Origin of the sequence: Lacrimispora sinapis (genome assembly GCF_043633585.1) — a bacterium.
Lineage (GTDB): Bacteria > Bacillota > Clostridia > Lachnospirales > Lachnospiraceae > Lacrimispora > Lacrimispora sinapis.
The window spans coordinates 3402842-3415501 of record NZ_CP141832.1 but is presented as its reverse complement, the minus strand read 5'-3'; the positions used below and the strand labels follow the sequence as shown (position 1 = coordinate 3415501).

Annotated in this window: 10 protein-coding genes; 9 read left to right on the top strand and 1 reads right to left on the bottom strand. The window is 47.0% G+C overall.

Annotation, left to right across the window (positions count from 1 at the left end):
- The first annotated feature begins 11 nt into the window (after positions 1 to 11).
- Together VIG27_RS16020 and VIG27_RS16015 are read left to right on the top strand one after the other, a co-directional pair.
- Positions 12 to 1487 carry a glycoside hydrolase family 1 protein gene (locus VIG27_RS16020; RefSeq protein WP_394523592.1) on the top strand — a complete coding sequence of 492 codons (1476 nt, stop codon included), beginning with the start codon at positions 12 to 14 and terminating at the stop codon, positions 1485 to 1487.
- A 156-nt stretch (positions 1488 to 1643) separates the two neighbouring features.
- Positions 1644 to 2402 (top strand): DUF6062 family protein, encoded by a 759-nt coding sequence (locus VIG27_RS16015; RefSeq protein ID WP_394523591.1) that lies wholly within the window; start codon positions 1644 to 1646, stop codon positions 2400 to 2402.
- A gap of 20 nt (positions 2403 to 2422) precedes the next feature.
- On the opposite strand, the gene VIG27_RS16010 is transcribed toward VIG27_RS16015, so the two are convergent.
- A complete protein-coding gene (locus tag VIG27_RS16010; protein ID WP_394523589.1) occupies positions 2423 to 3268 on the bottom strand; it encodes a helix-turn-helix domain-containing protein in 846 nt (281 codons plus the stop codon).
- Positions 3269 to 3390: 122 nt separating this feature from the next.
- On the opposite strand from VIG27_RS16010, the gene VIG27_RS16005 reads away from it, so the two are divergent.
- From VIG27_RS16005 to VIG27_RS15975, 7 genes are all read left to right on the top strand, one after another.
- Positions 3391 to 4410 (top strand): Gfo/Idh/MocA family protein, encoded by a 1020-nt coding sequence (locus VIG27_RS16005; RefSeq protein WP_394523588.1) that lies wholly within the window; start codon positions 3391 to 3393, stop codon positions 4408 to 4410.
- A gap of 2 nt (positions 4411 to 4412) precedes the next feature.
- A complete protein-coding gene (locus tag VIG27_RS16000) occupies positions 4413 to 5567 on the top strand; it encodes a Gfo/Idh/MocA family protein (protein WP_394523587.1) in 1155 nt (384 codons plus the stop codon).
- Between the two features lie 22 nt (positions 5568 to 5589).
- Positions 5590 to 6441 (top strand): sugar phosphate isomerase/epimerase family protein, encoded by an 852-nt coding sequence (locus tag VIG27_RS15995; RefSeq protein ID WP_394523586.1) that lies wholly within the window; start codon positions 5590 to 5592, stop codon positions 6439 to 6441.
- Positions 6442 to 6488: 47 nt separating this feature from the next.
- Positions 6489 to 7808 carry a glycoside hydrolase family 28 protein gene (locus VIG27_RS15990; protein ID WP_394523584.1) on the top strand — a complete coding sequence of 440 codons (1320 nt, stop codon included), beginning with the start codon at positions 6489 to 6491 and terminating at the stop codon, positions 7806 to 7808.
- Between the two features lie 304 nt (positions 7809 to 8112).
- Positions 8113 to 9063: an ROK family protein gene (locus tag VIG27_RS15985; protein ID WP_394523580.1), complete on the top strand. Its 951-nt coding sequence runs from the start codon at positions 8113 to 8115 to the stop codon at positions 9061 to 9063.
- Between the two features lie 17 nt (positions 9064 to 9080).
- Positions 9081 to 10721: a hypothetical protein gene (locus VIG27_RS15980; RefSeq protein WP_394523579.1), complete on the top strand. Its 1641-nt coding sequence runs from the start codon at positions 9081 to 9083 to the stop codon at positions 10719 to 10721.
- 258 nt (positions 10722 to 10979) lie between these two features.
- The gene (locus VIG27_RS15975) at positions 10980 to 12587 is read left to right on the top strand and encodes an ABC transporter substrate-binding protein (RefSeq protein WP_394523578.1); all 1608 of its coding nucleotides are present in this window, start codon (positions 10980 to 10982) and stop codon (positions 12585 to 12587) included.
- Positions 12588 to 12660 lie beyond the last annotated feature (73 nt).

The window sequence follows — 12660 nt, the reverse complement described above, 5'->3', positions numbered from 1 at the left end:
AGGAAGATTGGATGAGACAGTTTAAAGAAGGGTTTCTCTGGGGCGGTGCTACAGCCGCTAACCAGTTTGAAGGTGGTTGGAATGAGGGCGGAAAAGGGCTTTCCACCGCTGATGTGACCCGATTCAAACCCGATGTGGATGTTCAGGATATGCAGAAGCAGTGGGAGATTACGTCAAAAGATATTGAAGAGGCCATGAAAACTACGGATACCACTTATTACCCCAAACGTCACGGTTCTGATTTCTATCATCACTATAAGGAAGATATTGCGTTGATGGCTGAGATGGGCTTTAAGGTATTCCGCATGTCGATTGCCTGGTCCAGAATCTTTCCCAGGGGAGATGAATCAGAACCAAACGAGGAAGGCCTTAAATTCTACGATCAGGTATTTGATGAGCTTTTAAAGTACGATATCCAGCCTTTGGTGACGATGTCACATTATGAGCCGCCGCTGGCATTTGTTATGGAATACAATGGATGGTATTCCCGGAAATCCATAGATTTTTTTGTGAGATATGTGGAAACCATCTGCAGACGCTATAAGGACAAGGTGAAATATTGGCTTACTTTTAATGAAATAGACAGCGTGATCAGACATCCGTTTATGACAGGCGGTTTGATTGAAGACCATTTTGAAAGCCATGAGGCGTTTGAACAGGCGATTTATCAATCCATGCACCATCAGTTTGTCGCAAGTGCCCTTGCCACCAAGCTATGTCATGAAATCATTCCGGATTCCAAGGTAGGCTGTATGCTGACCAAGCTGACCTTTTATCCATATTCCTGCAAGCCTGAGGATGTATTAAAGGCACAGCAGGATATGAGAGCCACCCTGGCCTTTGCAGATGTGCAGGTATTTGGAGAATATCCGGCTTATTTGAAGGCGCTTTATCAGTCAAAGAACATTTCCATCAAAAAGGAATTAGGGGATGATGAAATTATAAAAAGTTATCCGGTTGATTTTATTTCATTCTCCTATTATTCTTCCTCCTGTTCTGCGGTTGATACAACCGGCCTTGAAGTGGCGGAGGGAAATACCGCTGCAGCCATTAAAAATCCATATTTAAAATCCAGTCCATGGGGCTGGCAAATCGACCCTACCGGACTTCGGATTTCCATGGTGGATCTATATGACAGGTACCGTCTCCCGCTGTTTATCGTTGAAAATGGATTGGGAACCAGCGATAAAGTGGAGGAAGATGGAAGTATACAGGATGATTATAGAATCCATTATATGGCGGAACACATTAAGACCATGTATGATGCGGTAACCATTGACGGCGTGGATTTAATGGGCTATACCTGCTGGGGCTGTATTGATCTCGTGTCCAATTCCTCCAACCAGATGAGCAAACGGTATGGGATGGTATATGTGGACTGTGATGATTACGGCAACGGAAGCTACAAACGGACCAGAAAAAAATCCTTCCGCTGGTACCAAGACGTGATTGCCAGCAATGGAGGTTCTGTTTTGAATGAGGAATAGGTTAAGCGGAACGAACGTCATCGCCGCCATTGACAACCTCCTCCGGTGCAGGTAAAATAGAAATAGTTTTTATTGGGAGTATGCATGATAAATGACAGGCTGTGTAAGGGGATATCCCTTTGCACAGCCGTTTTTGGCTCGGAGGAGGGAAAAGGGATGAAGGAAAAATTGTATGAAATACCGTTGAATGACGCCATGGATGCGGAGGACGAATGCCCGTTCTGCTTTCTGGAACGGAAGGTGGAGCAGGAGCTTTTAGATTTTGTTCTGGGGTCCTGTGCCTCTTACATGGAAAGCGACACCAGAGAGAGTACGGACCGGGAGGGATTTTGCCGCATCCATCAAAAGAAGATGTTTGATTACGGCAATGCGCTGGGCAACGGCTGGATTTTAAAGACCTATTATAAGAAAATGCTCAAGGAGATGAAGGAAGAATTCAAAGACTTTGCTCCACAAAAGACTTCCATCAGGGACCGGCTGATTAAGAAATCCGGCGGTACCAATGCCATTAGTGACTGGGTTTCCTCCAAGGAAAAGACCTGCTATATCTGTGACCGTTTTTCCAAACGGTATGACCGCTTTTTGGAAACCTTTTTCCACCTTTACAGAAATGATTCCGGATTCCGCACAAAAGTCAGTAACAGCAAGGGGTTCTGCCTTCACCACTTCGGGGATTTGTGCAGCGGGGCAGACCGGTATTTAAGTGACGGGGAACGAAAAGAATTCTATCCCCTTCTCTTTTCGCTCATGGAAAAGAATATGGAACGGGTCTCAGAGGATGTAGACTGGTTTATTGAGAAATTCGATTATATGAATAAGGAAGCGGACTGGAAGCAGTCAAAGGATGCGGTGCAGCGGGGAATGCAGAAGCTCCGGGGAGGATATCCTGCAGACCCCGTATATAAGATGAAATAACCGGTCTTTCAAGCGTTTCGTTACTGATTCAGCCGCTTGAACTGCCCCGGCGTACAGCCGGTGGTCTGACGGAAGGTGCGGATGAAATTAGAATAATCATGAAACCCGGATAAGTGACAGGCTTCGGAAACCGTATGTCCCTTTAAGAGCAGTTCTTTTGCCAGAGCCACCCGTTTCACCACGATGTACTGAAAGATGCTGCTTTCGGTTTCGGTTTTGAATAAATGGCTCAAATAATATTTATCCAGGGAAAGGGCGTTTGAAATGGAGTCCAGGGTCATGGGGGCCGTTAAGTTTTTGTCAATATAGCGCATAATGGCCTGGGCTTTGTGGGGCCTTGGAGAAGTCGTTCCTAAACCGGTCTTTTTCCAGGTTTGATTGATGAGTATGAGAATTTGAAGCAAGGTTGTAAGTGCTGTTAAATCACTGCCGTAGGAGCAGTGATTTTTTTGTGCCTGATTCAGAGTTTGGGCCATGGCAAGGAGCTTCTCGTATTCCGGCTTGGAAAGCAGTACCAGATTATTGACTCCGGGATCTCGGTGGAAACAATCCAAAAGGTTGGTGTTGGACGTACAGTATGGACGGATAAATGCGGGATTCACGTGAATGACCAGACGGGTAAAGGGTTCGTGATTCCCGTTAATCGCTTTGTGGATTTCGTGGTTGGAAAAAAGAATCAAGTTTCCGGCATTCATTTCATAGCAGGAATTTTCCACAAAATACTGGATGTGGCCGTCTAAAAGAAGGTAGATCTCATGGCTGTTATGCATGTGAAAATCCACATTTCCTGCGGCCTGGCTGGTGGTAAAATCGCAGCTGAAGGGCTCGGAAAATTCACTGTAATCGTATAAGCTTTCTTTTTTCATCAGGTCCTCCTGTAAAAAGCAATTGGTGCATGTTTCTAGTCAATCTACGCAAACAAATTGCGTGAAAAAGAGTATATAATTAATCTATCATAGAAACAGAAAAAAGAAAAGGGGATGAAAGCATGGTTCGGGTCGGGGTGATCGGCTGCGGGAGCATTGGCAGGGTCCATGCCATGTGCATTACGGGAATAGAAGGGGTGAGCCTTTGCGGGGTAGCAGATATCAAAAGGGAACGGGCAAAAGAATTCTCGGATTCCTTTACCCAGGGAAAAGCGGCTGTCTACGGGTCTTTGGAGGAGATGGTTGAAAAGGAAGCACTTGATGTAATCCACATCTGCACCCCCCATGACTGCCACGTGCCCATGGCAGTCATGGGGTTAAAGAAGGGGCTCTCTGCCTTTATGGAAAAGCCTCCCGCCATAACAAAGGCTCAGTTTCAAGTGCTTTTGGCAGCGGAAAAAGAAAGCAGGGGAAGGCTTGGGATCTGTTTTCAAAACCGGTATAATGAGACCACAAAAAAGGTGGAGGAGATATTGGAGGGAGGGATGTTAGGCAGGCTAAGAGGGGGAAGGGCTTTTGTTACCTGGAACCGGGGGCCGGCTTATTACACGGAAAGCGGCTGGAGAGGCGGCCTTCAGACCGAGGGAGGCGGAGTCCTTATCAATCAGTCCATCCATACCCTGGACCTTTTGCTCACCTTCCTTGGAAAGCCTGTAAAAACAGAAGCCGCCATGAGCAACCACCACTTAAAAGGGGTTGTGGAGGTGGAGGATACCATGGAGGCTTATATGGAATTTACGGAGGAAGACGACCCCGTAAGAGCCAGCTTTTATGCCACCACCGCTTACGGATTTGATGCGCCTGTCCTGATGGAGCTTTTTGGTGAAAAGGGGGTTGTGCGCGTAGAGGGAAATTCTGTCTTTTCCCGGACCTGGGAGCAGGAGGAGTTTGACTGCTGGAAGGCGCCAGGTGCATCGGTTTTGGGAAAAGCCTACTGGGGCAGCGGGCATGAAGCCTGCATTCGGGACTTTTACCGGTGCCTGGCTGAAAAAACGGCTTATTTAAACGATCTTCCTTCGGTTGAGAATACCTTTTATACCATGATGGACATTTATGATTCTGCCAGGAATAAGGAGAGATAAGAATGAATCAAGTAAGACTTGGAATCATCGGAATCGGAAATATGGGAACCGGACATTGCAAAAATATTTTACAGGGAAAGGTCCCGGAGATTGCAATCACTGCAATTGCGGACCGCAGCGAAGCGAGAAGAGCATGGGCAAAAGAAAATTTACCGGAAACAGCGGCTGTTTATGAGGAAGGAAAAGATTTAATTACAGCGGGAGTCTGTGATGCGGTTCTTATCGCAGTTCCTCATTATCAGCATCCGGAGCTGACCATTTACGCGTTGGAGCATGGCCTTCATGTCATGTGTGAAAAACCGGCTGGAGTGTATACAAAGCAGGTAAGAGAAATGAACGAAGCCGCCCGGAAAAGCGACCGGGTATTTGGCATGATGTTTAATCAGAGAACCAACTGCATATACCGGAAGATGCATGAGCTGGTGACCGGCGGGGAACTGGGGGCCATAAAAAGAGTCAACTGGATCGTGACGGACTGGTACCGGACCCAGTCCTATTATGATTCGGGAAGCTGGAGAGCCACCTGGGACGGAGAGGGCGGCGGTGTGCTGTTAAACCAGTGTCCCCACAATATGGACCTTCTCCAGTGGATCTGTGGAATGCCAAAAAAGGTACATGCCTTCTGTCACAACGGGAAATGGCATGACATTGAGGTGGAGGATGATGTCACCGCATATCTGGAATATCCCAACGGCGCCACCGGAGTATTTGTCACCACCACCGCAGATGCGCCCGGAACCAACCGGTTTGAAGTGACTTTGGAGATGGGAAAACTGGTCTGTGAAAATGAGAAGCTCACCCTTTATAAACTGGCAGAAAATGAACGGACCTTCTGCAAGACCGCTAAGGGCGGATTTGATAAGCCGGAATGTACGGTCACGGAGATTGAAACCGATGGCCTTAATGAACAGCATATGGGGGTATTAAAGGCGTTTGCAGGAAGAATTCTTCATGGGACCCCGCTGGTGGCGGAGGGCGTGGAGGGAATCAACGGTCTGACTCTGTCAAATGCCATGCATCTGTCCAGCTGGCTGGGAAAAGGCATCGAGATTCCGTTTGAGGAAGACCTTTTTTTAGAAGAACTGGAGAAACGACGTTCCTCTTCCCGGAAAAAAGAGGGGAGCGGTGTGGTTTTTGATACGGAAGGAAGCTATTAAACGATCAAAAGGAGAGATGAAGATGTGGGATGGAATAAAACTATCCGGTTTTGCGGATGAGATTACTATGGATTTGAGAAGGCAGATCGCGGTACTGAAAAAATTGGATATCTCCTATGTAGAGATGCGGGGCGTCAACGGAAAAGGTCTGGTGGAGTATTCCCTTCCGGAAGTAAAAGAGATAAAAAAACAGCTTTTTGACGCTGGAATCCGGTTATCTTCCATAGGCTCTCCCATTGGAAAAATAAAAATCACAGACGATTTTCTTCCTCATATGGAGCTTTTCAAACATACGGTGGAGATCGCTCATGAGATGGAGGCACCCTATATCCGGATGTTCAGCTTTTTCATGCCTAAGAACGAGGCTTATGCCCCTTACCGTGGAAAAGTATTCACTCAGGTGGGGAAGTTTGTGGATTACGCCAGGGCCAGCCGGATCACCCTTCTTCACGAAAATGAAAAGGATATTTACGGAGATCTGGCGGACCGGTGTCTGGAGCTTATGAAGGAGTATTATGGGGAATATTTTAAGGCGGTGTTTGACTTTGCAAACTTTGTCCAGTGCAAGCAGGATACGTTAGCTGCCTATGAACGGTTAAAGCCATATATCGCCTACGTTCATATTAAGGATGCCTTATGGACGGATGGAAGCGTGGTTCCGGCAGGACAGGGCGACGGAAAGGTGGAAGAAATCTTAAAGCGCTTGAAAGAAAGCGGATATGAGGGCTTTTTATCCCTGGAACCCCATCTGGCAGACTTTGCAGGGTTCCATGCCCTGGAACAGAGTGAGGGAGAAAAGAAGAAATTAAACGGAGAAGAGGCTTTTACCATGGCTCATGGTGCGCTTCTTGACATACTTGAAAAAATCGGATGAATTTAGTCTTGCCATACGTTAGGCACCATTGGAGACGGGAGGAAATTATGACTTATAATGTATTGGAATTCGGAGCAAAGGGCGATGGGGCGGCCAATGATGCGAAAGCCATCCAAAAAGCCATTGATACATGCAGCCTTGCAGGCGGCGGCCGTGTGGTGTTACCGGGCGGACATATTTACAACAGCGGGTCCATATTGTTAAAATCCAACGTGGAATTTCATCTGGAAATGGGGGCCGTTTTGAAGGCCAGTGACCATTTGGAGGATTATTATCCACTGGCCAACGGAGGAAAGATTGTGGCACACGAATCCGGTCTTCCTTCCTTTTTAAACAGCGAATACAACGGGAGACCGTTCCACGCATTTCTCTATGGATATGACCAGGAAAATGTAGCCATCACAGGGTTTGGCACCATTGACGCCAATGAAACAATTTTTTACGGTTCCAACTCCGGCTATCATATAGAAGGAACCTATTATCCGAGAATTCCCCTGATGCTGTTAGAAAAGTTCCGGCACCTGACCATCCGGGACGTGAAGCTGATGAACTGTGCGTTCTGGACCGTTCATCTGGTCGGCTGCAACGACGTCCTTATTGAAGGAATCCGTTTGATTAACAACTTGCAGATGGCAAATTCCGATGGAATCGACCCGGATCACTGCACCAATGTCCGCATCATCGGCTGTCACATTGAGTGCGGAGACGATGCCATTGTTCTCAAAAATTCCGGTGACTATAACCAGTACGGACCGTGTGAGAACATTGTGATCTCCAACTGTACCTTGATCTCCACCAGTGCAGCCATTAAGATCGGAACCGAAGGGGAGTGCAGCTTCCGCAATATTCTGGTGGAAAACTGTACCATTAGCCGGAGCAACCGGGGGATATCCCTTCAAATTCGGGATGGGGGAGATGTGGAAAATGCTGTATTTTCAAATATAACCATTGAAACACGACGGTTCTCCCACGAATGGTGGGGACGGGCGGAGCCGATCTGCATCACCGTCCATGACCGGAAACCAGGGGTAAAAGCCGGAAAGGTGCGCAACGTTCATTTCCAAAATATTACCTGCAAAGGGGAAAACGGAATCTTTCTCCGCGGAAGTGAGGATCAGTACATTGAGGATGTGAGCTTTGAAAACATTCATCTGACCCTTGAAAAGACTTCCCGCTGGGACATCGAAGGATATGATATCCGTCCTTGCCAGGGCGATGGAGAGATCCGTACAAAAATCTCCGGCATCTATGGGGATTACGCAAGAGATATCCGGTTGAAGCACGTAAAGATCCGTGTGGAGGACAGCATGAGACCTTTCTACAAAGAAGATGTTACACTTTTGAATACGGAAAACATAGAATTATAAGTACCTGATGAAAACGGTCCGAAAAAGAAAGAGATCCCTTTACCGGTGTATGGGGGTCTCTTCTTTTTTTTATAACGTTTCACCGTGAAACCCCCATGTAAGGATAGATGGGCAGAAGAACACCAGATGAATTTCTGCCGGAAAGCAAAAGAACGGGTTGAAGCACTTCGGACAGAGTAATAGAATAGTCTATAACGTGAGTATAGATAGGACTGCCTTGGAGGACGGTGCCCAGGAGGTAGTGGAGGGAATCCGGGTTTACCATACAACTGCAAAGGAGTAAATCAGAAAGGAAGAAGGGGTTATGAAGTACTATATTGGGATTGATCTTGGAGGAACAAACATTTCCGCAGGACTGGTCGGGGAAGATGCTTCTTTGATCAACCGCTTGTCTGTTCCGACGATACGCGGCAGAAATGCCCGCGAGATTGTAAAGGATATGGCCCGCCTTGCAAAAGAAGCGGCTGCCCTTGGAGAAATGGAATGGGAAGACATCGAAGGGGTGGGGATCGGAGTTCCGGGAACCGCCAACCGGGATACGGGAATGGTGGAATATGCCAACAACCTGGGTTTTTTTGACGAACCCATTGTTCCCATGCTGGAAGAGGAGCTGCCGGGGAAACCAATTCGGTTTGACAACGATGCCAATGCCGCCGCCTGGGGGGAATATCTGGCCGGCAGCGGAAAGGGCAGTAAATCCATGCTTGCAGTCACGTTGGGAACCGGCATCGGAGGGGGAATCATTCTTGACGGAAGTGTGTTTCGGGGAGTCAATTATGCCGCAGGAGAATTCGGCCATTTCCTCATAGAACGCAGCGGCACTGCATGCAGCTGCGGAAGAAAAGGCTGTTTTGAAGCCTATGCCTCTGCAACGGCCCTCATAGCCCAGACAAGAAAAGCCATGAAGGAGAACCGGGATTCCCTGCTTTGGGAGCTTTGCGGGGGCGATCTTGCGCTTGTAGAGGGCAAGACACTGTTTGACGGGGTCCGGAAGCAGGACCAGACGGCACAACAGGTGCTGTGCCGGTACATTGAATTTCTGGCTGCCGGCCTGGTGGATTTAATCAATATCTTTCAGCCGGAGCTGATCTGCATCGGAGGAGGCATCAGCAAAGCCGGAGATTTGCTTTTAAAGCCCTTGCAGGAAATTATAGACAAGGAAGATTATGCCAGGACCTCCCGGATCAGGACCAGACTTGCCGTGGCAGAACTGGGCAATGATGCGGGCCTCATCGGTGCAGCCCTTCTGCAATAAAAAAGAGGTGATACAGAATGAAACGGTATATGGAGCATATGATACATTCTGCAGAAAAAAGAGTGGACCATTTTTTGAGCATACAGGTAACAGAGGAAGGCGATGCCTTCTATGGAGGAATGAAACAGCCGATATTAGATGTGAAGCCGACCATCTATGCGATGGCGGAGGCGGCTTCGGTCTATTTAAATGAAAACAGCCGGTATTATAAAAGTGAAACCTTAAAAACAGCCATGGAAGCAGCCCTTATTTTTATTAGGAACTGCCAGAGGGAGGACGGAAGTTTTGATTATCCCTCCTGCAATTTTAAATCAGCACCGGATACATCCTTCTGCTTTAAACGTCTGATTGCTGCGTATCGGTTGTTTTTAATGTATACCAAGGAGGGGGAGCTTGTAAACCTAAAGAAAGGCTGCCGCTCTGTGCTTTTAAAAGCTCTGAGGGCACTTTATACCGGCGGCTTTCATACACCCAACCACCGCTGGGCCATCACAGCCGCTCTCATGCAGGGGGCCAATCTGATAAAGGAGGAGGAGCCCGAACTTTCTGAAATGCTGACCCAAAGGGCACAGCAATATCTGGCAGAGGGAATTGACGGCAATGACGAAGGGGAATATGCGGAGCGTTCCACCGGAAATTACAATGCCGTCGTCAACAGTGCCATGATCTCCATGTATGAAGAAACAAAAGATGAGACCTATCTGGGCTATGTGGAACGGAATTTGAAGATGATGCTTTACTACATTGATCCGGATGATACCATCTTCACCCAAAATTCCACAAGACAGGATCAGGGAAAAGCGGAACATCCGGATAAGTATTTTTACCAGTATCTCTATCTGGCAGCCAAAACCGGAGAAGCAGTTTTTGACCGGGCAGCCCATAAGATCATAAAGGATAATCGGGAACGTGGAGATTTGGCGCCGGAATGTCTGCACATCCTCATGCTCCATGATTTTATGAAGGAGTATGGTTTCAAGGGCTATGGATTTTTAGACACCTATCATAAGCATTTTCAGGAAGCAGGGGTGATCCGGGGAAAGACACCGGAATACGGCTACAGTATTTTAAAAGGAAAGAGTGCGTTTTTATATCTTAAATTCCAGGAGACTCTGATTTCCTTGAAAATTGGGGAAAGCTACTGTGATATCCGTAACTTCATTCCCCAGACCATGGAGGAAAGGGATGGGGTCTGTGTGCTGACTTCCGTGGCAAAGGGCTGGTATTATCTTCCATTCAAAGAGAAACAGGACACGTCAGACTGGTGGAAGATGGATCATAAAAAGCGGGAGATTTTAAACAGCAGTGAAATCCGTATGACCGTTACCATAAAAGCCCTAACGGACGGAATGGAAGTTGGCGTGAAAGCCGAAGGACTGGATCGGGTACCGCTGCGGGTGGAAATCTGTATTCCGGCAGGAAGCATTCTGGAAAATGAACATTTCCATTTAAAAGCCGGAAAAGGAGAAGAAATGGTTCTTAGAAGCGGATTTGTCACCTTGACCCATGGAAATCAGAAACTTTTGATTGGTCCGGGTTATGGAACCCATGAATTTGGGGGACATTATTCCGGTGAAGAGAGAAACGAAACCGGATATACCATTTATTTTAATGACTACACGCCTTATGAGAGGACCTTTTCCATCCGCAAAGCGTGATTCCGGTGCTGGCTGGCCCCGGAATTTTTGTATTCTGAAAGACCGGAAAAGCGCTCCATGGAACAGAAGGCAGAAAATGGAGACAGGGCTATTAACATGTATACCTATTAAAAAAGTAGGAAATTATTCAAAACCAGTTGCAAAAAGCACCAGGTTGTGTATATAATAAATCTGACTTTTTAGCAGATGGACGGGTACCAATGAAAAAGGAATTTATCATGTACGTCATGATTTGCCTAAAAAAGAAAGGAGAAAATTATGAAAAAAATATTCACAAAAGGTGCGGCAGTTCTGCTTGCATCCTTTATGGTGCTTGGCGGTCTTACCGCATGCGGCGGGAAAGACCCGGGTGCAGAAAGCGAAACGACATCAGCCGCCGGAGCGGAAACGACAAAAACAGGGGAAGCTGCCTCCACCTTCACGTATGCCATTGCCGGTGATCCTGGAGCCAATGTCAACGTGATCACCACCAGTGACCGTTTTGGCCTGATGACGCTTAAAATGATCTATTCTCCTTTGTATATGTATAATGCCGATGGCATTAACTATTTTCTTGCAAAGAGCATAGAGGCTTCCGATGATAACCTGACGTATACCGTACATTTACGTGATGACGTAAAGTGGTCTGACGGAGAGAAGTTTACCGCAGATGACGTGGTATTTACCTTTGAAGCGATGGAGAATGAAAAGAACGTAGGCTGGGCTTACTCCCAGCTGGTATTTCCCGAGGGTGCAGTAAAGGTGGAAAAGGTGGATGATTATACCGTTACCTTTACCATGCCTTTTGTCAATGCAGCCGCAGAAGAGCTGTTTTCCCAGATCTTTATTATGCCAAAGCATAAGTATGAGAATGTAACCGACTTTGAAAACAACGATGTGAATACAAAGCCGGTTGGGACAGGCCCATATGTGATGTCGGAATACTCCGCCGGTTCCTACGTGAAGTTTACAAAAAATGAAAGCTATTTCCTGGGAGCCCCTTCCATTGATAACATCGTTTTCCGGATCATTGAAAATGAAAACACGGCCATGACCGCCATTCAAAGCGGGGAAGTGGATGCATGGATCGGCACACCGGCACAGGTGGAGCAGATGGATTTAGAAGCAAACAACTTAAAGGTGATCCCTTATCAGGAAGGCCGCATCGGCTATATGATGATGAATGCAAAGCGTGTGACGGATGAAAATTTAAGAAAGGCAATCCTTTATGCCCTTGACAAAAAGGCCATTGCAGATGCCGTTTTCCTTGATCCGGCCAATTATGACCTGCCCTGGGGCTTTATGCCGCCAAACAGTGAATACTTTACAGAAGATGTAGAAAAATATGAACAGAATCTGGACAAAGCCAAAGAACTGCTTGCAGCTTCCGGCAATAAAAGTCCGGAGCTGACCCTTGCATACAGTGCCACAGACAGCATCCAGGCAACGACCGCCATTCTTGTTCAGGAGCAGCTTCAAAAAGCAGGCATCAAGGTGACCTTGTCCGGTGTTGATTCCACCGCACTGAGCCAGCAGATGAAAAAAGAGGATAACTCCTATGACCTGTATTTCGGCGGGTATATCATGGGAATCGACCCGGATACCTTTGCCAGCTTGTTTGAAACCGGTGCAACAAGCAATTACATGCACTATGATTATCCTGAGATCAATGAGCTTTTCTCTCAGGGACGCAAGGAAACCGACAAGGCAAAGAGAAAAGAGATCTATACCAGGCTTCAGCAGAAAATACAGGATACTGCATGTTTTTATCCCCTGTATTCCAACAAGCGTCTTTTGGTGGTATCAAACAGAATCTCCGGCATTGATGAAGCAAAGCTGGTTCCTGTTTATACCTTTGAAGATACTTCCAAACTTCAGATAAAGTAATTTGTTTTATGGTTTAACATCGTAAAAGAAAGAGAGAAGGGGGTTTTTGCTGCATAAATCCTTGCGGCAGACA

What these genes read in the sequence shown, in the direction of transcription:
- VIG27_RS16020 (WP_394523592.1), top strand. Translation starts at nt 12, where the DNA reads ATGAGACAGTTTAAAGAAGGGTTTCTCTGGGGCGGTGCTACAGCCGCT.
- VIG27_RS16015 (WP_394523591.1), top strand. Translation starts at nt 1,644, where the DNA reads ATGAAGGAAAAATTGTATGAAATACCGTTGAATGACGCCATGGATGCG.
- VIG27_RS16010 (WP_394523589.1), bottom strand. Translation starts at nt 3,268, where the DNA reads ATGAAAAAAGAAAGCTTATACGATTACAGTGAATTTTCCGAGCCCTTC.
- VIG27_RS16005 (WP_394523588.1), top strand. Translation starts at nt 3,391, where the DNA reads ATGGTTCGGGTCGGGGTGATCGGCTGCGGGAGCATTGGCAGGGTCCAT.
- VIG27_RS16000 (WP_394523587.1), top strand. Translation starts at nt 4,413, where the DNA reads ATGAATCAAGTAAGACTTGGAATCATCGGAATCGGAAATATGGGAACC.
- VIG27_RS15995 (WP_394523586.1), top strand. Translation starts at nt 5,590, where the DNA reads ATGTGGGATGGAATAAAACTATCCGGTTTTGCGGATGAGATTACTATG.
- VIG27_RS15990 (WP_394523584.1), top strand. Translation starts at nt 6,489, where the DNA reads ATGACTTATAATGTATTGGAATTCGGAGCAAAGGGCGATGGGGCGGCC.
- VIG27_RS15985 (WP_394523580.1), top strand. Translation starts at nt 8,113, where the DNA reads ATGAAGTACTATATTGGGATTGATCTTGGAGGAACAAACATTTCCGCA.
- VIG27_RS15980 (WP_394523579.1), top strand. Translation starts at nt 9,081, where the DNA reads ATGAAACGGTATATGGAGCATATGATACATTCTGCAGAAAAAAGAGTG.
- VIG27_RS15975 (WP_394523578.1), top strand. Translation starts at nt 10,980, where the DNA reads ATGAAAAAAATATTCACAAAAGGTGCGGCAGTTCTGCTTGCATCCTTT.